The organism is Sphingomonas sp. 4RDLI-65, assembly GCF_049472435.1.
Taxonomy (GTDB): Bacteria; Pseudomonadota; Alphaproteobacteria; order Sphingomonadales; family Sphingomonadaceae; genus Sphingomonas.
In genome coordinates, this window is sequence record NZ_JBCEBT010000004.1 from 100,236 (window position 1) to 124,398 (window position 24,163).

A 24,163-nucleotide genomic window follows, 5' to 3' on the forward strand; every position below is an offset into this window, starting at 1 on the left:
GAGGTCTCCGACGCCATCCCGACGTGCGGATGGGGCTCGGCGTCGTCGCATGGGCCGCGCCGGCGCCGGGCTTCGGCGTCGCGTCCGTGCGGGACGGCGCCGGATGACCGGCGCCGCCGGAAGGTCAGATGGTCAGGGCGGCGAGGTCGGGCGCCGGCTTCGCGAGCGGCGCGGCGGTGACGCACAGATCCGGCGTCACCGCATCGGAGAGGTCGTAGGCCGCGATGCGACGAACCATCAGCGCGTTGACGATCCGGACGCGTGACGATGCGTCGATGCCCAGGCGTTCGCCGAGGGCGCCCAGGGCCAGGGGGCCGCCGGCGAGCGCGTCGCGCGCACGGTCCGGAACGGCCTCGCCAATCCGCCCCCGGCCGTCCGCGAACGCACGGCAGACGTTGAATTCGCGCCGGCGGTCCTCGCGCAGCGCATCCGAGGTGATGCGCGCGAACCGGATGCCCCCCGCCGCGAGCCCCCTCTCGGCCACGTCCAGCAGCGCGGCGGTCGCCGGCTCGGCGAAGTATCCCGCGCTGGCCTTGACCTCCGCGCAGGTCACGGTGCCGTCGATGCCGGTCCAGACCGCGTCGGGTCCGTAGCTGGACGTCTCGCCGTCGGGGCCGACGAGGACCGCGCGATGTCCGTGGAGCCGATAGGCGCCGACGGAGGGGAGCGTCTCCAGATGCTTCGCCAGCAGGAACTCCCACGGGCTCTCGCCCTGCTGGACCGTTCCCGTCCGGGCGCTGAGGAAGGAGAACGTCAGGCGCTTGCGCCCGAAGTTCACGATCGGGCCGGGATCGTAGGACCCGAAGGAGAAGCTCGTCGCCGCCGGGTCGGTGATGGGCGAGGGCTTCGACGCGGTCCAGTAGACCTCGTGCGCACGGCCGCCGCCGCGGCGGCTGGACGCGGGGAGGGCGCTGAACTGGTCGATCGTGGTCGTCCTGCTTGCGGTCGTCGTCATGGTCATGCCTCCTTGGCATCGGTTGATAACGTGGTGGTGGGGGCGCCTCAGACGGGCTCGGGGACTCCCACCTTCTCCAGCATCGCAGCCGCCGATCGGACGTCGTTCGACTTCAGCATCATCAGGAACCTCTCGAATGCGGCGCGTTCGCGAGCGCCCGCCTCGATGCCCTCCGCTTCCATCTCGGAGCGGCGCCTGGCGACGCGTCCGGCCGCCGCCTCGAGCAGGCTACCGTCGACGAACACGGCATCGCCGGAGTCGACGAGCGCCTGGAGGAGCGGGACTGAGATCGGGCGCGGGGCCCGGGGCCTCTCGCCGTCGAGCGGGATGTGCGTCAGCACGGCCATGGCCGTGGCGGTGGCCGCGTCCAGTTCGACTTCGACCGGCAGGGTGACGCCGTGGAAGGAGTTCTGGATGGCGACGACGATGGGCTTTTCGGACTTGAACGTCATTGGAGCGTCTCCTGGTTTGATAGCCGAGCCTGAGAAGGGGTCGGACGGATGTCTGTCTGCGGTGTCGATTCCGCAGGTCCTCTGGGCGGACGGTCTCCATCGAGCAGGGGACAGTCGCCGCCGGGCATGCCCGACCTCACGAAGTCGCCTCGTGCACGGCGGCCTTGCGGAGGGCCGCGCGCCACTTGCGGATCTTCCACGGCGGGTCGTGCGGACCGAACCGGGCCTCCAGCGCCGCCGTCCAGTGCGTCGCCAGGAAGATCCAGATCGCCTTCTCGCCCTGAGGCACGTCGGCCGCGTTTAGCATCTTGATCGTCACACCCATGCGTTCGGTCGCGCAGGGTTCCCCGAGCGCGGTCACCGGTACGGCCTCGCCGCGATCCATCATCTCGCGGATCGATCTGAGGGTCGGGAGCTGGATGGAGCCGTCCGGGGCCTGGATGAGGAACGGGTGGTGGGTCCGCAGATCGGAGGCGAGCACGCGCCGTCTGACGTGTGCGACGATCCTGTATCTTGATCCGATCATGTCGATGATCGCTCCCGGAGCGACGTGATCGGGGCCGTCGCGCCTGTCGGAGGCGGTCGAAGACGATCTGCTCGCGTCGTCGCCGTCTTTCGGATTGCGCCGGACGGAGTCAGGACGCATCGTCGTCGCTCCACGGCGAAACCTGAACGAAAGCAATGATCATGTCGTCAACTCCTCAAGGCGATAGAGGGTATGTAAGCGACGCTTCTGCTTCGTCAACGCCTCAGGATGAAGTTTATTCTCGCGGCGAGAAGTTGACGCCGGAGGTCGGTGAGCCGTCACCGGCCAACGCGGAGGTTCCCGACGGGACGGGCGACCTGACGTCGATCTGGCCGGGCGAGCCGCCCCAGGAGCAGCTGGCGCTGTGGGCGGGCATGTCCCACGCCCACCGGGCGAAGGCGTCGAAGCGTCTCGCGGCGATATCGGCGTACGAGGCGGGGGGGGGCCGGAATGCGGCGGATCACGTCGACCCCGACGATCTCAGCCTGCCGAGATTCTATTCGATACTGGGCGCATGGCGTCGGGACAGGTCGCTGCTGTCGTTGGTGCCTCAGGCGCGCAGGCGGGCTCCGCGCGCCTTCGTGCCCCCGCCCGGCATCGAAGCCGCCGCGGCGCAGGCCGTAAGCGACGAACCCGACAGCAGCCTGGAGGCCATCGCCAAGACGCTCCGCGAGCGCTTTTCCGGACAGGTCTCGTTGAGTTGGACGAGGAAGCTGGTCGCCAGAGCCCGGCGCGATCTCGAGCGGGAGCTCGCCGGAGGAGCGACGGGGTTCGCGAGCCGCATGATCGTAGACAGCACGGCGCTGCCTCTCCCGCTGCGTCCGGTCGGCTCGGACGGAGCGTCGGACGCCGAGGCCGACGACCGAGAGGGCGCATTCGAATGGGCGGTGACGGCGCTAGTGTGGGATGCCGCGACGGGCTACGTCCTCGGGCGCGCGCTGGACAGGGCGCCTGCGGACATGGCGCTGCACGCGGCCGCGGCGTCCGATGCCTCGGCTCGGCTGCGAGGCATGACGGCGGACGCGGACCCGCAAGTCGAGCCGGTCGTCGTGACCACGATCCCGCTGGACGCGTTGGAGACGCTCCGCATGATGGCCGACCTCTCGTCTAACGGCGTGGAGGTCGTGCATTCTTCGCGGGCGCCGGGATCCGAACTGATGAAGGCTTTCGACGGCCGCATCGGGCGGCTGGACTTCAGGCCGCGGTTCGCGGCCGACGCGTTCGTCGGCCGCACGACCCGTGCCGAAGCCTTGGCGAAGGCCGGGCGGATACCCATGACCCTGGCCGAAGCGCGTCTGATCATCGACCACGAGATCACGGCGCACAACGCCGCCGTCATGACGGCCGACGTCACGCCGGCCGTCATGCCGGAGGTCGCGGCGGACCGTCTGGACAGTGTCTTCCGGCGGTACGTGACCGACCGAGCGCTACGATCCGAACATGGCGCGTAGGTTCGAGCGAGCGACTAAGCCGACGGCCATCGATGCTGAACCGGAACTCGACGCGGCGCCGAGTAGGTTCTCCAAGGTGACATCCATCTATTTGTCCATGAGCGTCGCCTTCCAAAGGTGTCCGTCGTCGGAGAACTCGATGCGCAGGTCGAATGTGTCGAACTCATAAATAACCCATGCTTTTGTATGGCCGATGAGCGCGTCCGACCTGCTCGGAGCTTCGTCTTGTGCGGGCCCAAGATGCCTGATGATCTGGTCACGATTCCAGGCTTGGGCGGATTGACCAAGCATATCGGCCTCGTAGGCCGAATATCCCTCGTGGCTGCTTACGAAGACATGTATATGACTCAGTCTTTGCGCACGAAAGCCAAACTCCAATCCTGAGACGATGAACTTGTAGAACAGCGTTCGGCCCTGTGGATCATTGAAGATATCGGGAATTTCCGAAATGACCGGAGCCTCACCCAATGACGAAAACAGATCGTTTACGGTAGAGCTATGCTCTCGGTCACCGAGCGCCCCAACGAATTCAGGCCAGCAATTCATAACTATATGATTACCACAACTCAACTTATCTGAACCATGCTTCTGGTGGTATGATCTATGAATTTCGGTTCATGGCTTCTGTTGCCCAAACCTACCCACAGGGCATCCGTATCACGGCAGACGGAGCTACGCAGGTCAGCGACATCCAGACCTATCTGGTCCGTGGCGCTCCTTCCTCCATGGGAGCGTCCCGCAACGGGAACGTCACGCGACACCTCCAGCCACGCTGGAGCCGATGCCGATCTCTGCTCGACTATCGCTCGTGCCATGCCAGCGTGATGCATCAACTCGGCCGAGATGCCCCGCCGTGTTCGTTGCGCCGATCGTCAGTGCGGCGACCAGGCGCAGCGTTCAAGTGGAAGTTCCGGTCAAGATGTGATCGCCCGCTCGGACCACGGACGTTCGCAGCTGCCTGGAGCCCGGGCTTGAATGTGCTACTGCTGACCAATACAACCTGCGGAAGCCATAGCACTTTTGCTAAAATGTTTCGACCACCCGTCTAAAGAATAATCGGTTTGTATGCCGCAATTTTCTCCACGACGGCCTCGATATCAAGATTTTCGGCTTCGTCATAAAATTCCGAAGAGTGAAAAACGTATCTCGACCATTCTGGATCGGGGGATAGCTGATCTATTTTATCATACACTTCGTCCTGCTCTTCTTCAGTCTTTTGTGAGAGCAACTGACTGATCAAACGTGCGATCTCGGACTTTTTCTCGTCGTCCATGGTCATTTTCCTTTCAAGTGGTTGAGCGGAGTCCGAACAATAATATTGTTCAGGTCGTATATGTTTCCACCTTTTGCCACGGGCTGATTATGGTCGAGTTCGTAACGCCTGTTTTTTCCGAGCCTCTGGTTCGGTACGACGAAGGGTGCAAGGCCTTGGGACATTAGCGTCCGATTGCTTGGTGAGAATTGCGCGCTTAAAACCGGATCGCTCGCAGCCGCTTTCCAAAATTCGCTTCGAAACTCTCCGAAATTACGGAATGATCGCCCGTTCAGCTTTTCGGCAATCTGAGCCGGAACGCGTCCTGCGTTTCCGTCGGTCCCGCGAAGCCAAGTTTTTCCAGCGTCGATCCTCGGCAACGAACCGTCATGTGACACGACTCCAGCCTCGAGCCTGCGCGCACTTCCCGTTGCGCTGGGAGCCGGCAGTCCGGATGGACTTGTAGGCTCCAGAATCGCGTCCGGAATGTCCTGCTCTACCGTTACTTTGGCGGACGGAGTTTTGTTCAACGCCTTCGCGACCGATCCCACACCGAGGATCGTGACGCCGGCTTGGGTCAGCGTGGTTGCTTCGGCGGGTTCCTGCGCGGCGTGGGCCTCCTCCTCCTCCCGGTTGCTGGTGCTCAGGATCGCCAACCCGTTGCTGCCCAGCCATACCGCCATCTGAGCGGCCTTCTGGTCGAGTCCCGTCCTCTTCATGACGTCGCTGACGGCCTGATCCAGCGCGTAGCTCCCGAGCGCCCCGACCGGCCCCTTGCCGAGACTGATGCCGATTTCGACGACACGTTTCAGCGTCGCATTCTCTTCCTCAAGACGATTGAGGTAGGACTGCGTTCTGACCAGTGTTCGCGCCACCGCGTCACCTAGCGTAGGATCGCCTGTGACGACTGTCTCTGCGGGACTGCTGACGGCAGCCGTTGCTGCGCCGCTGGTGAGCGGCAGGCCGATCAGCTGCTGGGGATCGCTGAGCGACCCGCTTCCATCACGCAGAGCAACGATCGCTTTGCCATCGGTGTCGAAGAACTCCCGCAACGCTGGCGAAGCCGCCACGGCGGCACGGAACTCATCGGCTTCCGCTTTGCCTAGGGTGCGCTCGATATAAAGCGCCCGACGCTCGGCCAGGACGTCGCCGACCTGACCATATGATAGTCCGTTGAACTGCAGGTCGCGACCGAGCGCGTTGACCTGCGACATGTTGACGGCATCGTTACCACGGGCGAGTCGATCGATCCCACCGAGCAACCGGTCGATGGCACCGCTTTCCGGAATGCTGTCCGACAGGGACTGTATCTCCGCGATGATCTGCCGTGCGGGTTGCGCCGGATCGGTCAGCAACTGTTGCGCGCCCTGAAGTATCACGCTGCGGTCCGCACGGCCGGTGACCAGCGCACCGAACTCGCGGGCAGCGGCGGCGTCGGCGTACAAGGTGAACCCGCTTTGCCGATTGGTCGTGACGACTTGCGAGCGGTCCGTGTCGCGATTGGCGCCGTCGAGGGCGGCGGCCCCGCTGGCGCTCCCGACGGCGACCGCGCCCTTTCCGATCGTGCCTCGGGTGGTCTGCGTCAGCGTCGACGATGCCAGGCTTCCGTCCAGGACCGGAACGTTCGCGCCATCGACCGATCGGCGGAACGGATCGTCGATCGATCCCGATACGCCGATGGACGTGTCGCGACTTCGTGTGCTGTCCAGCACGTCGCTGACCGTCAGATCGCCCGTCGACAGCGAAAGGCGGCCGCTGTCGCGACCGTCCGGATCCAGAGCGGCGACCATGCCGCCATCGACACGGGTCGTGCCAGCGGCCCTGGCGTCCAATGCGCCTCCACGAGCCAGCAGCGCGCTTTGTTCGACGACCATGGCCGACGATGTGGAACCACGTCCGAGTTGCAGCGAGCCGTTCCCACCGACCCCGCTCGATCCCTGGACGGGCGAGAAGGTGAGACCGAGACTTCCGCCGGACGTCCGTTGATTCTCCGAGGACGTGTCTTGCAGACTTCGTATGGTCAGGTCGCGCCCGGCAGCGACGTCGACGTCCCGCCCGCTGGCGACTGCTCCGGCAAGCGTCAGGTCCCGTCCCGCCTCGATCGACAGCCGGTTACCGGCCTGGACGAGCGAGTTCGACTGGGTGACGGACGATCCGCTACCCGAGCCGCGGCTGCTGCTCGCGTTGATCGACGCGCCGGCCGTGACCCCGCCGACGAGGCCTACGCCGACGTTCACGCCGACGCCCGCGCTGGAACTGCGGCTGCTGAAGGCGCTCTCGGATTGCTGCTGGGCCGATTGCAGAGTGACGTCGCGGCCGGCCGCCAGCAGGACGTCGCGCTCTCCGGAGATCGTCGATCCCCGTACCGTCACGTCCTGAGACGCGCGGACCGCGACGTCTCGACCGGATACGCTGGATCCGACGGCGGTCTCAGCACGGCTATTGCTGGTGTTGCGCGAGCTCGATGCTCCGAGGCTGGCCGAGATGCCCGCCGTGTTCGTCACCGCGTTCGTCAACGCTGTGACCGAGCGGAGCGTTTCCGAGGCAGCGGTGACGGCGGTTCCGCCGACGCCGGTGCCTCGGCTTGCGACCCGTCCCGGCAATCCGGAGACGCTGGACGCCGCACCCGACACGTTCTCATAGAGTTTGATCGAGAGGCCGACGGAGGACGACTTGCTCAGCGTGTCGGTGGTGGCGACGTCGGTCGCGTTGCGGACGACGACGTTCTCCCCGGTAAGCCGCGTTGAACCAGTGCCGGCGATCTCGCTACCCGTGACGGTGAGATCGCGTCCAGCATCGAGCGTGACGTTGCCGGCGGTCGATCCGATCAGCGAGCCGGCGTTCGTGATGCTGGTCGTGTTCACGTCGTTGCGGTTCTTGGCGACGCCGAGGAACAGACTGCCGCCACCGATCGACAGGCCGCTCTTCTTCACGCGCGTCGACTGCGCCTCGGTGTCGGTCGCGGTCAGCGTGCCGACGTCGATCGCGCCCCCCGCGGCGATGGATACGCCGTTGTTGGCGACCACGTTGGATCCGGCGATCCGCGTGTCGCCCGTGCTGCGCAGCGCGACCGTGTCGCCCGACAGCGTCGAGGCGACGACGCTCTGATCGGTGCCGTCGTAGGTGGTAGTGGTCTTGGTCGAAGACAGGAGGCCGCCCGACTTCTTCAGCGTGTCGCGCTGAAGTTGCGTGCTGTCGACCACACCGGTCACGCCGATGCTGCCGGCGTCCGCCGTGAGCGTTCGACCGGCCGTGATCGTGCCGCCGTTCACCGTCACCGCACCCGGTGTCGCCAGCGTGACGTTGCTGCCCGCACTCAGATCCGACAGGACATTGCCGCGGTCGGTCTGGGTCTGCTTGAACTGCGTCTTGCCTTCGCGACCGATCGCGAACGCCGTGCCACTGTCGGTCGCGCTGCCTATCGCGATGTTCTGCCCGGCGGAGGCGGCCAGATTGCCGCTTGCAGCGACGCTCGCGCCGGTGACGGACAGCGTTCGCCCCGCGAGCAGATCGAGGTTCCCGGTCGCTGCGATGTCGCTGCCGCGATTGGTCGTGGTTGTCGTCAGCGAGACCTGCTGGTCCGAGCGCCCGGCATAATAGCGCGTCGCGACGGTGCGCGTCGTCACGACTGGCGCGAGCGTCAGATCGCGGCCCGCGGCCAGCGTCAGGTCGCCACCGGTGATCGTACCGCCGCGGTCGATCAGGTCGCCGCTTACCGAAACGATACCGCGGTTGCCGAGATCGAGCCGACCGCTGTTGACGACCGTGCCGCCGACCAGCGTGCCGCTCGCGCTCGCGCGGACGACGCCCGCATTCGTCAGCGAGTCCGATGCACGCAGCTGGATATCGCGTCCGGCGATGATCGCGCCGCCGCTGGTCAGATCGCCGGCGGCGGCCTTGGTCAGGTAGACGCGTGGTGCGAGCACCGTCTGCGGTCCCGACGGGGTCTGGACGGTGGTTTCCACGAGCAGCACGATGTCGCTGGTCAGCGTCGCCATCTGCGTCGGCGAGAGAGATACGCCGAGCGCCAGATTGTACGTCTTTGCAAAGGTCGCGCCCGCATCGAGCAGCGCGCGATACTGGCCTTGGTTGTCGCCGTAGCCGACCAGTCGCTGCGCGCCGACCAGCGCGACGAGCTGGTTCGCGATCAGCTGCTGCTCGTAGAGCCCGTCGCCGAGCCGGCGCTGCACGCGCGACGGGTCATAGCCGAGCTTGTCGAGGAAATAGTCGCTCGACAGGAAGGTGTCGTAATTGTTGAACCGGGGGTCCGCCTGGACCAGCACCTGCGAACTCGAGCTGGCGAACTGGAACAGTCCGCCCAGATCGAGCGTCGCACTGCCCGCACCGCCGCTCGCGCGATCGGTCGGCGGTTTCACTGCGAACCCAAAGGTCGGATCGATCGCGGTGCCGGCGATCACGCCGGGCGCGCCGCCCGGTGCGACTACCGCGCCCGTGGTCACAACAGCGACGGCGCCACCGGCCGTCACGGCACCGGGCCGCGCGCTCGCGGCGAAGATGTCGGCGGTGCCGCCACCCGGAACCAGGACGAGATTGTCGATGCTCACCGCGTCGATCGTCAGCATTCCAGCCGCTGTGATGGTCGAGGGAATGGTGAAGGTCGGGAGCGCGTCGACGCTCGTGAACGGGGTCGTCGAGCGCGTGTCCCAGTCGCCGCAGAAGAACAGGAAGCAGTTGCGCTTCTCATCCTTGATCGTGCCGGTCTGCGTCGTGGTGTTGTAGCCGGTGAAGGCCGTGTTCGTCACAGTCGCGGCGCCGACGTTCAGATTGCCTGATGCGCTTATCGCGGAAAGGTGGTTGACGACGCTGGCAGCGTCGATTCCGATGTTCCCGCCGATGATACGAGCTGCACCGCTGTCCGCTGTGACGCGGGTGTCCTTGACCGTCTCGTCGAACTCGGTGACCGTGCGGTGCTCGCGGTCGCGCCGATCCTCGTCCTCGACGTGGCGGGTAGAGAGCAGCGCCTCTTCGGTCGTGAACACGCTGCGGTCGTTGAGCAGACGGGTCGCGGCGATCGCGATGCTGCCCTGCGCCTGAATGTCCGAGGACAGGTTCTGCAGCGAGCCTGCCCGACCAGTGCCGCCGACGCCGGTGACGGCCAGATTGCCGAGGCTGTAGAGCAGTGCGCCATCGCGGTTGACGATATCGCCGCCGCTCGAGAGCGACAGGAGTCCGCCCCGGGTGGCGATCACCGCGCTGTCGCCCGCGTTGACGATGCCGCCCGTACCGGACAGCGCGACGCTGTCGCCAAAGATCGCGCCGCCATTGGCGATCTGTGCGGCGGTCGCCGACACAGCCCCGCCGTTGAGGAGCCCCTGGTTCTCGAACGTCGTGCCCGCAGTCAGCGTCAGCGTCGGCGCGACGATCGTGCCGCTGGCCTGGTTGGCGATCGATCCCCCCGTGGCGATGCCGATCGCAGTACCGCCCTGCACCGTTCCCGCGTTGGTGAAGCTGCCACCGATGTTCAGCGTCAGCGCGCCCGGCGTCGCGATCGTCTCGCCAGCGGCGTTGGTCAGATCGCCTGCTATGCCAAGCGTCAGCGCGGTCGGTGCGACGAGGCGCCCGAACGTGCCGCCGCCCGAGTTGATGTCGAGCAGTCGGCCGCCGGCGAGCGTGCCGGCACCGGCCCCGCTACCGCCGTCGAGTGCGCCAGCCTTGACGGTCAGGTCGCGTGCGGCGGCGATGCTGCCTCGGTTGGCGAGCGTGCCCGTTGCAGTCACCCGCGCATCGCGGTCCGCCCAGATCTGTCCTCCGGTCGCGTTGGCCAGGCTTACGGTCGACAGCGTGAGATCGCCGCCTGCAGCGAGCGTACCCGCGCCATTGTCGACGCTCGCCGCCGTCACGACGACCGATCCGTCACCGCCGAGCGTGCCGCGATCGTTGCCCAGCGTGTTGACGGTAAAGGTCGCGCCATCTGCGCCCGACGCCAGCAAGCCGTTGCGATTATCCAGCGTGCTCGCGGTCACGTCGAGCGTGCCGCCCGCCACGACGCGGCCGCCAGTCGTGGTCAGAGAGTCCGCCGCGATCGTCGTCGCGCCGGTCGACTGGATCAATCCGCCATCACCGGTGAGGATTGCGCGCGCGGCGGTCAGCTTGAGTTTCGCCGCATCGAGCGTGCCCCCCGCCAGCGCGATATCTCCATCGCGCGCGCCGACCGTCAGCGTTCCACCCGCCGTCAGGCGCGACCCGCTGGCGAGGGTGAGCGAACTCGCGGTGACGGTGCCATCGGTGGTGGCGCCGACCAGGACCGAACCGCTGATCGCATCGCGGACGTCGAGCGTCAGCGTTCCCGCCGAACCGGTCGCGACCAGCGTGCCGCCGTCGAGCGCGGTAAGACGCGCGTCCAGCGGGCCAGCGGCTTCGAACGATCCCCCGGCGTTGCGGGTCGCACCGGCCCGAAGCGTGAGGCCGCCGCCCGCTGCGATCAGGCCATTCTCGTTCGCCAGATCGCTGCCGATCGTAAGCCCGGCCCCACCCGCCGAGGTGAGCGTGCCACCGGTGTTGGCGAACGTGCCGGCGATCAGCGACAGCGCGCCATTGGTCGCGATCCGACCGCCGCTGTTGTCGATCGCATCGCTGCCCGACAGCGCGAGGGTGCCGGTGCCGAGATGCAGGATCGCACCCCCACGGTTACCGATCGTCGCCGCGCGCAGCGTCAGATTCTGTCCGCGACCGACGATGTCGGCGGCGTGGCTCAACGTGCCCGTCGTGGTCAGCGTCAGGTCGCCGCCATTCTCGATCGTCGCGCCGCTACCGAACGCAAGATCGCCCGCCGTAGCATCGAGCGCGAGAGCGCCAAGCGCGGTGATCCGGCTGTCGGTGAACGCCAGCGTCGTGGCGCCGATCGCGACGGCGCCGTTGCTGCCGATGCGCGTTGCCGCTGCGGTCAAGGCGCCCCGGCTCGCCAGCGTCAGCGTGCCCGATCCGAGCGCGGTCAGGCTGGCGCGATCGAGCACCACCAATCCCGCCGAGACGCCGAGCGCACTACCCGCTTCGACCGTGCCGCCACGCGAGGTGAAAGCCCCTGCATTTATGTCGATCGCGCCGTCGGACGCGACCAGACCGTCCTGCGCGACCAGCCTCGCAGCCTTCAGGCTCGTGCCGCCATTGCCCGAAATCGTGCCGGTGTTCGTCAGCGTGGCTGCGGTCAGGTCGACCCGTCCTGCGCTCGCCACCAAGCCGGCGTTCGTCATCGTACCGACCGTGTCGGCGGTCACGCTGCCACCGCTGACCTGGCCACCGCTGCCGATCGTGACCGAGCCTGCGCGCACGGTCAGTGCACTGCCGCCCTGCAAGCCGCCTTCGGTGACGCCGAGCGCGCCGACATTGGCCGTCGTTGCACCACCGCCCGCGACCAGACCCTTGCCGGTGATCGTAAAATCACCGTCGACATTGAGATCGAGCGCCTTGCTCGCCGTGATGCTGCCCGCCACACCGTCGATGCCGAGCGCGCCAGCCCTGACAGACACATCGCCATTGCCGCCGATCTGCCCACCGCTGCCACTGATCACGCCGGTGAAGCCCAGCGTCAGTGTATCGCTGCCGAGCGCCAGCACCGCGCCACGATCGTTCGCCAGGCTGCTGCCGGTGAGTGCCAGCGCGCCGCCGGACTGGATCACGCCGCCGATATTGCCGACCGCGCCCGCCTGAGCGTCGAGCGCCGTCCGCGCATCGATCGTGCCGCCGCTATTGTCGAGCGTCGCGGTGCGCAACGTCAGCGTCCCGCCGCTCGCGAGTCCCTGGTTCACGATGCTGCCCGCCGTCAGCGACACGGCATCGCGCGCCAGCACCCGCCCCGTCAGCGCCGCCGTGCCGCCGACATCGAGGCGCAACGTGCCACCCTGCGTGACACGTCCGTCACGGGTCAGTCCGGCGGCGAGCGTGCCACCGCTGCTCAGCGCGCCGGTCGTGACCGTGAGGTCGCCACCACTGCCGATCAGGCCGTTGCCCGCCAGGCTCGCGCCTTTCAGCGTCGTCGTGCCTTCGCCGTAGATTTGGCCGGCAACGTCGAGCGCACCGGCGGTCTCGATCGCGACCGCCGTCTTCGCCGTGATCGCGCCAGGCACCGATATCCTGCCGTCGAACGACAGCGTCACGCCCTGTTCGAGCCCGGCGAGATCGCCTGCGACGTTGACGCCGAGCCCGCGCTCGGTGCCGATCAGCTTGATCGACCGCGCATACATCCCGCCAAGCGCCGCGACGTCGAGCGCGAAGGCGGGCTGATTCGGCTGCGCTGCAGTGCGCCGCCCGACCACGACGATGTCGCCGTCGCGCGTGATGTCGCCCGCGCCGAGGCTGGCCGTCACGGTATCCGCATACAGGCCGGCGTTGATCGAGACGGCGCGCGCGAAGAGGTCGAGCCGCGCGTTCGTCGCGTCGAGCCCGCTGCCGGACACGTCGATCGTACCGGTCGCCGTCCGGAATCCGCTGAGCGCGCCGGCGCCGTCGACCAGGGGTTGTGCCGCCGCCAGAGTCACGCGCGGCGCGTTGACGAAGCCGCAACCGTTGCACGCGATGCCGTAGGGATTGGCGAGCACCAGATCGGCGGTCTTGCCGGCGACCTCGATATAGCCGCGCAGGCTAGACGGATTGGCGGCCACCACTTCGTTGACGATCAGCGACGCCCCGCCCGACGCCTTCAGCTGCGCGTTGCCGTCGATATAGCCTGCGAGCCGGCTCTGGACGATCTTGTCGCTGTTGTTGAGCACCACGCCGCGCGCGTCGACGTTGAACGCCTGGTAGCGGTTGTAGCTCGTCCCTCTGGCGTCCGGCGTCGCGATTTTGACCACCGGCACGCCGTTCGCGCCGTAATCGAGATGGGTCGCGCCACCGGGGACCGGGACGACGGGATTAGGCGCACCACCGTCCTGCCCGCGCGCCGGCACCGTCGCGACCAGCAACAGCGCCGCGAGACCCGCGCCGCCGCCGAGTGGAGACAGCGCGCTGGCCGAACGCATCCGGCGACGCAGCACGGCGAAGGTCAGCTTGGTCATGCTCAAAATCCTACCCCGGCGGAAAGGCCGAACCGAACGCGGTTGCGATTGGGGATCTGGCGCCCGAACACCGGACGCGCCCCGAAGACGTCGACGAAGAACGGCCCACGCCGCGCTCTCAGGCCGAGGCCGGCGCCGCCGCGTGCGCCGGTCCCTTTGCGGACCTCGCCTATGTCGAACAGGACATACGGACGGAACCCGTCGGTAATCTTGGCACCCAGCTCCTGGCGCAGATAGAAGCCGTCACGCCCCAGTTCGGCCGTATCGGTATCAAGGCCGCGGATCGTGTAGGGGCCGCCGATCTGGATGAGATCCGAGCCGAACAGGTTCCGGTCGCTGACCTGCCCGTGAAACTCGGCACGGTACCCGTCGATGAAGCCCTGGCCCAAGGGCACGAACAGTCCGAAGTCGGCGCTGACGATCCGGTAGCGTGCGCTCGGCAGCGCATCGGGCCGATCGTCCGGCTGCTTCTGCGCCCCGAGGATACCGAGGCCGAACCGGACGCCCACCGACCCGTCGAAGCGCGCCGCACCGAACGTGCGCCGGTCGATCAGCCGCACTTCGAGATCGGTGAGATCCTGCCGCTGGATGCCGATCTCGACGTCGTTGATGAAGTTGCGACCCCATCGCCGGGCCAGCCCGACGCTGATCGAGTCCTTGGTCGTCTGATCGCGGTAGAAGACCCGCTCGGCACCGATCGCGACCCGGTCGAGCGTGCCACGTGTCCCAAAGCTGCTGACTTCACCGTTGACGGTCTGGCTGTAGCGATTGGCGGAGCCGCTCGCGTTGAACGTCCACCACCCGGCCGGCACGGAGATCGAGCCACCGACGCCGCGACTGTCGGCGGGCACGCCCGGCGAATCCGTCCGGCGATTGTAATAGGCGCTGATGACCTCCGAAAAGCCCAGCTGCCCAAGTTCGGCAATCTGCGCCGAGCCCTGATAGCGACCGACCCGCTCGCCGGCGAAGTTGTTGATCGACAGCGATCCAGCGATCGGCCGCGCCTGGTCTACCGTGACGTCGAGAACCGACTGGCCCGGCGCATCCCCCGGCACGATGTCGACCGCGACGGCTCGACCGGGAACGCTGCGTATCTGCTCCAGCCCCTGTTCGAGCGCACGCAGATCGAGCAGGTCGCCGCGTCCGACCGGCGTCGCACGACCCCAAACCTTGGTTCTGCCTGTCTTGTTGACCCGAATATCCTCGACGACGCCTGGCACCACGACGATGCGCAGCGTGCCGCTGGCCAGATCCTGTTCGGGCAGGCCCGCGCGCGTCGTCACCAGACCACGCTCGATAAACGCGCCCTGCAGGCTGCGGATGATGTAATCGAGACCAGCCGTCCCCACGCACCGCCCGCGATACTGCGCGACGAACCCCGGCACCCATCGCAGCTTTGCGCGTCCAGCATTCTCGACGACGATGTCGCGCACCGTGAAGCAGCCGGCCTCAACCGGAAAAGGCCCCAGCGGCGCGGGTGCGGCGCGGTCGATCGTTGCGACCGGCGCTGCCTCCCGCGCCGCCCGTTCCGCGGCCTGCTGCTGCGCGCGGATGCGGGCCTGTTCCTGATCGGCGGGCGATGAAACCTGTGCCGTTGCGGCCGTCGACAGCAGAATAACGCCGGTCAGTGCGGCAATCCGTCCCGCCCGCCGGCGACAAGATCCGCCGCTCTTTCTTCTGGCCGATCCTATCGTCATTACGCCCCGCCTACTATTCTAAACCACGATACATTCGATGTTCGTAATTTTACAAGATCGTTGGTCGATCAATGCCAGAATCGTTAGGCGGCAGACAGTTAACAACATTCACGCGAAGAGGTGAAACACGAAGAACTACATTGAAAACGGACCATTCTCCGGGTCACTTCGGATCGAATATGCCGGCACGTCAGCTGTTGCTCTGCAATCGAGAGCGGCTCCGGGCGTGCTGCGATGAGGGACATGCGTGTCGGCCGGACGTGGCGTATGTGCCGCCCGTTTATCTTTCGACCGATCGCTACGATCCGGACATTGTCCGCAGTTCCGACGCGAGCGACGGCCCTTCCGGATGGTACAGGTCCGGACGTGCCTCCGCCGCAACGCGCTCGTCGATCGCCTCCTGCGCTTCGGTGAGCGGGATCGGACCGCCCAGACGGGTCGAACGTGGCAGCGGCCTCCTCTCCCCGGACGGGCGGCGCGTCATCCGGGGGCGGATGTCGAAATCCAGGAGCCGGCGGCCGATCGATCCCTCGATGACGCCCCCGGGCCGCGCCGGGATGCCTTCATGCTCCGCCCTTCCGATCCCGTAGCGCCCGAGCACGCTCCACAGCCCGTTCCATTCCGGGCCCCGGGCGAAGGGGAAGACCGCGGAATCGACCCGCGTGCCGCCGGACCCGGTCGGCAGCGCGTCGAGCCATCGGGCCAGCCCGGCTGCCATCGTCGCCGGCGAGGGCGCGTCGAGCGAAAGGAGTGCCGAGAGCACGGCGCCCGTCCGCGGGTGCAGGACGATCGTGGCCAGGGGGAGCGTCGCCAGCCCACCGTCGTCCACGGACAGTTCGATCGGAAGGACGTCGAGACCGATCGTCCCTTCCGGAGAAGCGGCCAGCGGCAGGGGAGTCGTCTCCGCACGTATCTCACGCACCAGGCGGCGGAGCGCCGACCGGGACCGTACCCGCACGGCTCCGGCCGCGGCGATCCTCTCGATCTCCAGGACCTGCGCTTCGATGGACCGGTCCCGAGGCATGGAGTCGACGAGTCCGCGCACGAAACCGTCGTCGCCGACTGGATCCCTGATGCCGCGGATGGCCTTCCCACCCTGAAGCGCGACCGGATCCCGGAGCGTCCGCCACGAGCGCCAGAGCCTGTAGAAGCTGGGTGACGACAGTCCGAGCGGTTCGCACAGGCGTGTCAGGTCCGCCGACGTCCGGTATCGCAGGCCATCGTACTCCTCCAGCGCCGCGATGCGGCGGCGAACCGTCTCGCGTCGCTGCGGCGCGACGCCGCTGAGATCGACGCGGTCCTGTTCCGTTCGTTCGGTCATGCTGAAGATTTCTCCAAGAGATGGGTTCGCGCGCGAACTCGATCCCCATCAACCTCCGTCACGCGGCTGGTCCGAGGTCGAAGGCAGCCGGCGCACGCATGCGACGCGCCCGCAGCCTCTGACCGACTCCGATCCCGGCATCCGCCGATGCCGCACCACCGCGGAGAAGGCCTCCGACAGGGGCCGCACGCCCGGAGCAGGCCGGCCCGCGCCCTTCGTTCCCGCTCAGGGCCTGCGCGGCCTGAGCGACCGTGATCCGCTGCAGGCGGGATAGTTCGAGCACCCGAGGAAGAAGCTGTTCGGATTAGGGCCGCCGCGGGCCCACCGCTTGGACATGGCACCGCCGCAGACGGGGCACGCCGCCGTGCCCGACCTGCGGGGCTTCGGCGCCGACTTCTGCGCGACCGGCGTCTGGTCCGCGGGAGCGTCGCGCTCGGACAGGCCGAGATGGCGCAGATCGGCCAGGCTCTCCCGGTATGCGTCGACGGCCGCCTCGAGGCGGCGATCCTCCGATCCGGCGCGGACGGCGAGCTCGTCCAGGGCCGCGTTCAGCTCGGCGGCGAGCCGGACCAGACCGTGCTCTCGGCGCGCTTCGTCCTCGAACGATCGGCTTCGGCGTTCGTCGAACGCCCTTGCGATCTCCGACGGCGCCGGCGTCACCGATCGTTCCATCCGCACCACGGCGTCGTCGCGCCACAGCAGGAGCGCCACGATGCCTTTCTCACCCATGCCGTGTACGGCCTCCAGCTCGGCCCTGTTCAGATCGGCGGCGCACCTGATGCCTGCGGACGCCAGCCTCGCCACGCCGCGTTCCCCCAGTCCGGGCACGGCGGCCGCGGTGAGCGACAGGCGCTGCAGCTCGTCCTCGACCAGTCGGGCGCGCAGAGCGCTCGTCACGTCGAGAAGCGCGGCATCGTGGTCGAAGGCCGCCGCATCGTGCCGCACGAGTGCGGCGGCGAGATCCGCGGCCGACTTCACGACCGTCCATGCACCGACCCGGTTCCGCCAGGCGTCGACCGTCCGGTCCAGATCGCGTCGCACCTTCCGATGGGCCGCCACGAACTGCCTCGCGGTCTCGGCTCCCGGCCTTCCGTCCTGCTTGAGGGTCAGGATCGCGGCGTAGCCGGGCGCGGAGGGTTCCGATGCGGCGGGTGGCCGGACCCCCTCGCCGGCCTCTCGGGCGGCCCTGGACAGGACCCTCCGCACTTCGGGGATGGCGGACGCCACTGGTGCCGCGGCGCGCGGTAGGGATGCGGCCGACATGCCCGAACCGAACGTCGGAGAGCCGGTATCTCGCTCGATGCGGCACCACGGACAACCGCCGCGCGGCGTCGGTCGGTGGTGTCCCTCCTTGCGATCGCACGGCGTGATCTCGGTCTCCAGGATCTCCAGTTCGCCGATCCAGTCGCGCGCCAGCGGTCGGGGACCGACGCCGGCGAATGCCCGTTCGAAGAGCGTCGCCAGCCCCAGCGGGAGATCGTCCGGCAGAAGGGTGCCGCCCGGGGGGGCGAGGCGCACGGATCGGATGCGGGAATAGGCGAAGCAGTTCTGGACGATGGCGTCGACGAGGGGGAGCTCACGATGCCTGGGCACGCCGGCATGGGGGTGCCGGCCGAGGAACAGGAGCTGGAAGAGGAGGACCGCCAGCCCGAACGAGTCGTGCTGCACGGTCCTCACGACCCCGTCGAGGGTCCGTCCATGAAGTTCTGGGGGCGTGAACTCCGGTACGCCGACGCGACAGAGATGGTCCTCGCCCCACTGGAAGCTGTCCGCGTCGATGAGGGACACGACCGCGCGCTGGGACACGATCACCCCGGACCCGTTGACGTCCCCGATCACCGCACCGGTCGCGTGGATCCGCTCCATGACGCGGGCGGTGTTCAACGCGGTGCGCACGAGGAACCGCCAGTCGGCTCCGGGGAATTCGCGGCGGCGCGAACCGGGGGAGCACAGCTCGTGGACGGGATGTCCCTCCGCGACGAGGGGCATGACGAAGCCGGCGAACGAACCGTCGCCCGCGTAGGCGGCCTCCTCGGGGAACGCGACGCCGGGGCAGAGCGGCCCGAGACGTGCCGCCGCCATCGACAGGATCTTGGCTTCGCGCGCGGCATCGGGCGACGCGTAGATCTTGATGGCGCGTGGCGAGCCGTCCGCCAGAGCGAACACCTCGCCTTCGCCTCCACGGCCGAGCCTCAGGCCGGGCACGAGGATGCCGGACGGCCCGCGATAGACCGCCTTCACGAGCGTGCCGCGAGGACGAGGGTCTTGTCGTCGTCCGTCCGTTCGTTCACCCGATCGCCGGCGAGGTAGACGGCCAGCGCCCGCGACAGCTCCCGGTCGTGGCCGCCGATCCCGCGACTCGTAAGGGGGGCGACCATGGGCTCGAGGAAGGCCGCGTGCGGGACGCAGGTGCGGAAGTCGAGCGCGAGCCGCTCCAGCCCGTCGGTCATCACCGCAAGGCGGTCGACCGGATCGTCGTGCCGTGCGAAGCGGAGAGCGGGACCGGCCTCCTCGGTGAGGAACCGGGTCGTGCTCGCGTACTCGCCCTGCTCGGGCCAGCTCAGAGCCGTCCATCCGCCCGACGAAGCGCTCCTCGCCGCCACCGCGCCGTCGCCCACGTGCGCCGTGACCGTCGACGCGCCGTCGGAGATGGCGACGACCGCCGTGGTCGCGAAGTCGCGCGGGTCGAGTCCACGCTTCGCCGCGGCGGACGCGATGCGCTCGCGGGCGAGCAGCATCCAGCACGCCGCGGCGTCCGCCTCGGGCAGACGACCGAGGACCGAGAGCCAGGTCCGGGCGCAGGACGTCAGCGTCCAGGCGGCGATGGATGCGCCGGCGCCGCCATGCGACGCGCTGCCGGCTCCGTCGCACGCCACGATCGTGAGGAAGTCCGGATCGCCCGCCGGGGCGGCGATCCGGAAGGCGTCCTGTCGCGGCTCGCCGCAACGCTCGTGGGACGTGCCGCGAAGCGACGCGGCGGCCCAACTCCATTTCGTCATCGGGCTCAATCCACCGTCGCCCAGCCGCCCGGGGCGGCAGGGTTAGCCAGCGCGATCGCGGCGCCCGGGCTGGACCTGGATACCGAACTCAGCGAACTCGAGAGCCAGCGGAAGAGTTCGGCGAAGGCGAGGCCCTTCAGATGGAGCGGCTCGCGGACCGAGAGTTCGCCGAGCAGATCCATGTCCGCCCGCTCCACGCCGACCGCGTAGAACGCGACCTGCTTGCGGTGTTCGGCGTCCGCCACCGCCCGCGCGGCACGCTTCCACTCGTCGGTCGGAGCGCCGTCGGTGATGAGGAACATCCAGGGGCGATAGTAGGGGACGCCGTTCTGACGGTACTGCGCCTTGCGGGCATCGAGGAGATCCAGTGCGCGCTCGACGGCCTCGCCCATGGGCGTGCCGCCCTTGGCCGCGAGCAGCGGCGGCTGGAACGTCTCGACGGTGCCGAACTGGCAGACCGTATCGACGCGATCGCCGAAGGTGATCACCGCGATGTCGACACGCTTGGCGGCGAGGCGATCATCCGCGAGTTCGCGGCGGAAGGACGCCAGACCCTCGTTGAGCTGATCGATCGCATCGCCCTGCATCGAGCCCGAGGTGTCGAGCAGCAGTATGCACGGGCACCGCTGCTCGGCGTTGTCGGCGAACTCCGCATTGCCGAAGGGCATCTGGTCGTCTTTCATGTCGTCATCCTCTGAAGGAACGGCCCGCTGAAGGGGCGCTCGGTGGTAGCCGACAGATGATGACCATGACCGTCGTACGCCAATCGTTCTCCGGGACTGGAGGCGACGATCGCGGGACTCCTAGGGTCCTGTCGCCGGTCGGCGGGAGATCGACCGGTCGCCGGCCCGTCGACGTCCGCGGATCGCAGGGTGGTTCGAGTCCGGTCTGCGGTTCGTGCTTTCGAGTAGCAATTCCAACGACGGCGGAGGACGCGACAGGGCATCGCGAGGTCGCGGCACGTCGGCTGTTCCGATCGGACGACGGGCACGCCTGACGAGCGATCCGGGCTGGGAATGCGGAAATCGGGGACGATGACCTACGGCAGGGCATCCATCGAGGCATCGCATCCGTACCGGGATCACAGGGACCGCGTCGACGAACATGCGGTGACGGGTCCGGACGTGGAACTCCGACGTGACGCCCGGACAGGGGTGACATTCACGTCGCCCTAGGGTGACGTGAATGTCACCCCTAACAGAACAGTACTGAACGATAGTCGATGGATCCCGCGCGGACCCGTGGTCGGCGGAGCGCGGTTTGGATCGCCCGACGGCAAGGGTCGGCGTCCGGCGGTCGTCGTCGGGGTGACCGGCGGGTCCGGAGAAGAGGACCGGACTGCGGTTCAGCACGCTGAGAGACCGGCTCCGACAGTATCGTCCCAGCATGTCGCGGATCCGGCGGGAGGGTCGCGTCATGCAGGACGCATGCGCATGATGTACGCCCCGAGGAAGCCGACGCCGATCGATCGACGGCGAAGCGTTTTGCCGCTGCATCCGCTTCCGTCCGCGTCATTCGTCCGACGCGAGCTCCTCGTCCCATTCCTTGTGCATGGCGATCATCGCCACCAGCATCGGACGCATCCGCCAGTTGACGTCGTTCCTGATCCTGTTCGTCAGCGAGAGTTCCGCGGTCTTCGGTACGGCGGCCAGTGCGGCCGGATACATCGCCTTGAGATGGTTGACGGCCTCGCGTCCGATGTTGCGGGCCATCTCGTCGAAGAGGCGGCGGGCGCGCCTTTCGGGACTCTCCTCGTAGGGACCGCCGCCGCCCGCAGGAGTGACCGTCAGATCGTTGCTCATCCGCTTTTTCTCAGTTCCGTTCGCCCTGCGAAACGATCCTGCCTCATCGACCCTTCCTTCTTCGGCCCTCGGGGCGGCGGTCGTCTTCGCCCCTCGGAGCGGCGGTCGTCTTCGGGCCCTCGGACGGACCCGTGCGTCCTGTCGGCAAGGCGTCGACCGTCGTTCCGCAGGAGGCGTGCGCTCCGCCGACGTCGATCCTGGCGGTCTGCGATCCCGGGAAGGAGTGGGAACGAGGATGCGGGGCGTCAGTGATCAGGCTACGGTCGATGCGACCCGCGCGCATCGGCCGGGGCGAGCGACCCGGGGACGACCTCGACCCTTCGGAAGCCCGCCTGCTGCAGCGCGTAGACCGCGCCGCCGATGCAGCGATACGGCGCATCGCCGGCGGGCGACACCAGGACGGCCTTCCTCCCGGCCCGGTTGGGACCTGCGGCTTCGACCAGCTGGTCGGTCGTCACCTCGCGGCCGTCGACTTCGATGCCGCACGAGGAGGAGGTGCCGCGGATGACGACCTCGAAGGGCGTCGCCGCCGTTCCGCCCGCGCATCCGGCCGTGGCCAGCACGAACGCCGCGACCGTCGCGGCTGCGGCCAAGGACGTCGTCCTCGTACGGCGCAGGCTCGTCGCCGTCCCGGCGCGCGCCTTCACCGATGTGCGATACGTCGTCATAGACGGAGAAGTTCGGCCACGCGCACGGCCCGATCGACCGTGGAGAGCATCGCGGTGACGGCGCCCAGCGCGTGCTCGAGACGCCCGAGATCGGCGATCTCCTCCTCGATGCGTGGCATGACCTCCGCGACCGCGTGGGCGTGGCGTGCGATCTCGTCGCTCTGCCGTACCAGCAGCAGCGAACCGGTGGACGTGACCCTGGCGTTCACCTCGGAGATCCGGTCGACGATGGCGCCGATCGCCGCCGCCGTCGGCGCGAGGTCGATGGACTCCTCCAGCCGTCGCACCAGTGCGATCAGCGACCCGTGCATCGCGACCAGATCCTGGTTCGAGACCGGACCGTTCGTCGTCGTGTTCATCGTCCGGCCTCCCCAGCGGCGTCGATCGCCTCGTACGTCGTCTCCGTACGGTCGAGCCGATCCCGCATGTCCTTCAGCAGCTCCTCGAACGGGCGCCGCGAGCCGGCGGCGGCGGCGGCGTGCGCGTCCGCGAGGCCCAGCAGGGACGAGCGGAGGGCCGCGAGCGAAGCCAGCTGCGCGTCGCGACGATCGATCCCGGCGAGATAGTCGGCGACGATCTGCCGCTGCCGTGCCTCCGACCTCTCGGTCGCGGCGGCGGCGTAGCTGCGCTGATGTGTCGACAGTGCGGTCGTCCAGTTGGAGGCGACCGTGCCCCTCAGTCCTTCGGCATCGCTGCGACCCACCGCGTCGGCCATGGCCGTCAGCAGCCTGCGGACGTCGGGATCGGTGCGTCGGAGGATGTCCCGAGCGCTGCTCTGCGCTCTGAGATCCACCAGTCCCCCGGCGAGGGACGCGAACCCCGCCGCGATGCCCGGATCGAGATCGACCGCCGTGCTCCCGGATGCGAGCTGCACGCCGAGCTGCCTGAAGGCATCGGTCCGCACGGCGCCCCGGCCGCGTCCCGTCAGGGTCGCGAGGAGGTTGCCGTAGCGAGCCAGATCGCCGAGCGCCGAACGCCAGCGAGCGGCGACGTCGGCGGGTACGGCGGGCGGAAAGCGTCGCTCCGAGAGAGCGATGGCGCCGGAGCGGACGAAGCGGTCCACCTCCACCGACCGGGTCAGACGGTTCGCCTCGGCGAACGTCGTGGAGACGTCCGCCTGCAGACCGGACGCCGTCCGCCCGAAGCCGGTGAGGTCGGTCGAGGGTGCGGTCGCGCAGGACGCGACGCTCATGCCGATGACGACGAGCGTCAGGAGCCGGGCGGGGCGGGGCGCCGTCATGATGGACATCCCAGCGCCGGCGAAAGGTCGGTGAACGCGCGCTGCTCCAGGCGGGGGAAGAAGCCGAGCCGCGCCCGCAGTTCGACCTCCTCCAACGGCACCCTGGCAGCGCAGTGATCGAGCGACCGGGCGGCGGCCGTGTCCATGACGAAGGCGGCCAACCGGCCGTCCTGGGTGGCGACGACCTTCCAGTAGCCCGATGGGACGCGGTGGCGCTCGTCCGCAGCCGGCATCGCCGGCATCACCCGCTCGAAGAGGGGCCCGGTGAGCACGTAGACCGCGATGTTCGCGCTCTTCGCCAGATCGTTCTCCCTGGCCTCCAGCCTCTGCCAGGCGGCCTGGTTCAGTCCCGCACCCTGCGGCGTTATGTTCGACAGCATGTTCGTGTCGGCGGCGAACGGGGTGCCCGAGAACGCCGCGAGGGGGGCCTGATGTCCCCTGTCGATGCCTAGCGCGCCGGGGGCGCCGTCGTAGTCGTCGGGCTCCAGCGTCTCCTCGGGGGACAGCCACGGGTCGGCGGACCATCTCCTCGTACCGGATGGTCCGATCGAGGCGGGCGTGACGCGGTATGCGACCCAGTCGGCCATCTTCGTCAGATCGTTGGAGGCCAGGGTGTAGATCTCGCGGACGACGATGTCGTCGATGCCGGGTGCACCGATCGGGCAGCCGTGCAGACAGTGGAACGTGTGCAGCTCGCCGGTGTCCCGTGCCTGGCCGGGCATGGCGGACGCCAGGAGAGCGGAGCACGCGACGATCCGACCCAGGCGACTCCACCGACCGCGCATGCCG

17 protein-coding genes are annotated in these 24,163 nt (G+C 68.2%); 1 reads left to right on the plus strand and 16 read right to left on the minus strand.

The annotated features are described in order from the left end of the window. Positions 1-124: 124 nt before the first annotated feature. The 3 genes from VH567_RS11135 to VH567_RS11145 form a co-directional block, all read right to left on the minus strand. Positions 125-955: a hypothetical protein gene (locus VH567_RS11135; RefSeq protein ID WP_423326064.1), complete on the minus strand. Its 831-nt coding sequence runs from the start codon at positions 953-955 to the stop codon at positions 125-127. Between the two features lie 47 nt (positions 956-1,002). After that, the gene (locus VH567_RS11140) at positions 1,003-1,407 is read right to left on the minus strand and encodes a hypothetical protein (protein WP_423326066.1); all 405 of its coding nucleotides are present in this window, start codon (positions 1,405-1,407) and stop codon (positions 1,003-1,005) included. Positions 1,408-1,543: 136 nt separating this feature from the next. Then, positions 1,544-2,053 carry a hypothetical protein gene (locus VH567_RS11145; protein ID WP_423326068.1) on the minus strand — a complete coding sequence of 170 codons (510 nt, stop codon included), beginning with the start codon at positions 2,051-2,053 and terminating at the stop codon, positions 1,544-1,546. Between the two features lie 134 nt (positions 2,054-2,187). Between VH567_RS11145 and VH567_RS11150 the strand changes: the two genes are divergently transcribed. Continuing rightward, positions 2,188-3,384, plus strand: a complete 1,197-nt coding sequence (locus VH567_RS11150) for a hypothetical protein (protein ID WP_423326069.1) — start codon at positions 2,188-2,190, stop codon at positions 3,382-3,384. A gap of 87 nt (positions 3,385-3,471) precedes the next feature. Here VH567_RS11150 and VH567_RS11155 read toward each other — a convergent pair whose 3' ends face one another. The 13 genes from VH567_RS11155 to VH567_RS11215 form a co-directional block, all read right to left on the minus strand. Continuing rightward, a complete protein-coding gene (locus VH567_RS11155) occupies positions 3,472-3,930 on the minus strand; it encodes a hypothetical protein (protein WP_423326071.1) in 459 nt (152 codons plus the stop codon). A gap of 499 nt (positions 3,931-4,429) precedes the next feature. Next, positions 4,430-4,657 (minus strand): hypothetical protein, encoded by a 228-nt coding sequence (locus tag VH567_RS11160; protein ID WP_423326073.1) that lies wholly within the window; start codon positions 4,655-4,657, stop codon positions 4,430-4,432. Between the two features lie 2 nt (positions 4,658-4,659). Further along, on the minus strand, positions 4,660-13,647 hold the full coding sequence (locus tag VH567_RS11165; RefSeq protein ID WP_423326075.1) for a hemagglutinin repeat-containing protein: 8,988 nt from the start codon (positions 13,645-13,647) through the stop codon (positions 4,660-4,662). Positions 13,648-13,649: 2 nt separating this feature from the next. After that, positions 13,650-15,344: a ShlB/FhaC/HecB family hemolysin secretion/activation protein gene (locus tag VH567_RS11170; RefSeq protein ID WP_423326077.1), complete on the minus strand. Its 1,695-nt coding sequence runs from the start codon at positions 15,342-15,344 to the stop codon at positions 13,650-13,652. A gap of 298 nt (positions 15,345-15,642) precedes the next feature. Continuing rightward, the gene (locus VH567_RS11175) at positions 15,643-16,665 is read right to left on the minus strand and encodes a hypothetical protein (protein WP_423326079.1); all 1,023 of its coding nucleotides are present in this window, start codon (positions 16,663-16,665) and stop codon (positions 15,643-15,645) included. Positions 16,666-16,890: 225 nt separating this feature from the next. Beyond that, positions 16,891-18,906 carry a hypothetical protein gene (locus VH567_RS11180; RefSeq protein WP_423326081.1) on the minus strand — a complete coding sequence of 672 codons (2,016 nt, stop codon included), beginning with the start codon at positions 18,904-18,906 and terminating at the stop codon, positions 16,891-16,893. Then, on the minus strand, positions 18,903-19,664 hold the full coding sequence (locus VH567_RS11185; protein WP_423326083.1) for a PP2C family serine/threonine-protein phosphatase: 762 nt from the start codon (positions 19,662-19,664) through the stop codon (positions 18,903-18,905). The genes VH567_RS11180 and VH567_RS11185 overlap by 4 nt, the downstream gene beginning before the upstream one ends. Before the next feature lie 5 nt (positions 19,665-19,669). Beyond that, on the minus strand, positions 19,670-20,347 hold the full coding sequence (locus VH567_RS11190; RefSeq protein WP_423326085.1) for a vWA domain-containing protein: 678 nt from the start codon (positions 20,345-20,347) through the stop codon (positions 19,670-19,672). Positions 20,348-21,175: 828 nt separating this feature from the next. Beyond that, positions 21,176-21,466, minus strand: a complete 291-nt coding sequence (locus VH567_RS11195) for a hypothetical protein (protein ID WP_423326087.1) — start codon at positions 21,464-21,466, stop codon at positions 21,176-21,178. Positions 21,467-21,723: 257 nt separating this feature from the next. Further along, positions 21,724-22,134 carry an ExbD/TolR family protein gene (locus tag VH567_RS11200; protein WP_423326089.1) on the minus strand — a complete coding sequence of 137 codons (411 nt, stop codon included), beginning with the start codon at positions 22,132-22,134 and terminating at the stop codon, positions 21,724-21,726. Further along, positions 22,131-22,493 carry a hypothetical protein gene (locus tag VH567_RS11205; protein WP_423326091.1) on the minus strand — a complete coding sequence of 121 codons (363 nt, stop codon included), beginning with the start codon at positions 22,491-22,493 and terminating at the stop codon, positions 22,131-22,133. Before VH567_RS11205 ends, VH567_RS11200 begins: the two co-directional genes overlap by 4 nt. Next, positions 22,490-23,374, minus strand: coding sequence for a hypothetical protein (locus VH567_RS11210; RefSeq protein ID WP_423326093.1), 885 nt, complete (start codon positions 23,372-23,374; stop codon positions 22,490-22,492). The genes VH567_RS11205 and VH567_RS11210 overlap by 4 nt, the downstream gene beginning before the upstream one ends. Next, a complete protein-coding gene (locus tag VH567_RS11215) occupies positions 23,371-24,096 on the minus strand; it encodes a DNA/RNA non-specific endonuclease (RefSeq protein ID WP_423326095.1) in 726 nt (241 codons plus the stop codon). The genes VH567_RS11210 and VH567_RS11215 overlap by 4 nt, the downstream gene beginning before the upstream one ends. Positions 24,097-24,163 lie beyond the last annotated feature (67 nt).

What these genes read in the sequence shown, in the direction of transcription:
- VH567_RS11135 (WP_423326064.1), bottom strand. Translation starts at nt 955, where the DNA reads ATGACGACGACCGCAAGCAGGACGACCACGATCGACCAGTTCAGCGCC.
- VH567_RS11140 (WP_423326066.1), bottom strand. Translation starts at nt 1,407, where the DNA reads ATGACGTTCAAGTCCGAAAAGCCCATCGTCGTCGCCATCCAGAACTCC.
- VH567_RS11145 (WP_423326068.1), bottom strand. Translation starts at nt 2,053, where the DNA reads ATGCGTCCTGACTCCGTCCGGCGCAATCCGAAAGACGGCGACGACGCG.
- VH567_RS11155 (WP_423326071.1), bottom strand. Translation starts at nt 3,930, where the DNA reads ATGAATTGCTGGCCTGAATTCGTTGGGGCGCTCGGTGACCGAGAGCAT.
- VH567_RS11160 (WP_423326073.1), bottom strand. Translation starts at nt 4,657, where the DNA reads ATGGACGACGAGAAAAAGTCCGAGATCGCACGTTTGATCAGTCAGTTG.
- VH567_RS11165 (WP_423326075.1), bottom strand. Translation starts at nt 13,647, where the DNA reads ATGACCAAGCTGACCTTCGCCGTGCTGCGTCGCCGGATGCGTTCGGCC.
- VH567_RS11170 (WP_423326077.1), bottom strand. Translation starts at nt 15,344, where the DNA reads ATGACGATAGGATCGGCCAGAAGAAAGAGCGGCGGATCTTGTCGCCGG.
- VH567_RS11175 (WP_423326079.1), bottom strand. Translation starts at nt 16,665, where the DNA reads ATGACCGAACGAACGGAACAGGACCGCGTCGATCTCAGCGGCGTCGCG.
- VH567_RS11185 (WP_423326083.1), bottom strand. Translation starts at nt 19,664, where the DNA reads ATGACGAAATGGAGTTGGGCCGCCGCGTCGCTTCGCGGCACGTCCCAC.
- VH567_RS11190 (WP_423326085.1), bottom strand. Translation starts at nt 20,347, where the DNA reads ATGAAAGACGACCAGATGCCCTTCGGCAATGCGGAGTTCGCCGACAAC.
- VH567_RS11195 (WP_423326087.1), bottom strand. Translation starts at nt 21,466, where the DNA reads ATGAGCAACGATCTGACGGTCACTCCTGCGGGCGGCGGCGGTCCCTAC.
- VH567_RS11200 (WP_423326089.1), bottom strand. Translation starts at nt 22,134, where the DNA reads ATGACGACGTATCGCACATCGGTGAAGGCGCGCGCCGGGACGGCGACG.
- VH567_RS11205 (WP_423326091.1), bottom strand. Translation starts at nt 22,493, where the DNA reads ATGAACACGACGACGAACGGTCCGGTCTCGAACCAGGATCTGGTCGCG.
- VH567_RS11210 (WP_423326093.1), bottom strand. Translation starts at nt 23,374, where the DNA reads ATGACGGCGCCCCGCCCCGCCCGGCTCCTGACGCTCGTCGTCATCGGC.
- VH567_RS11215 (WP_423326095.1), bottom strand. Translation starts at nt 24,096, where the DNA reads ATGCCCGGCCAGGCACGGGACACCGGCGAGCTGCACACGTTCCACTGT.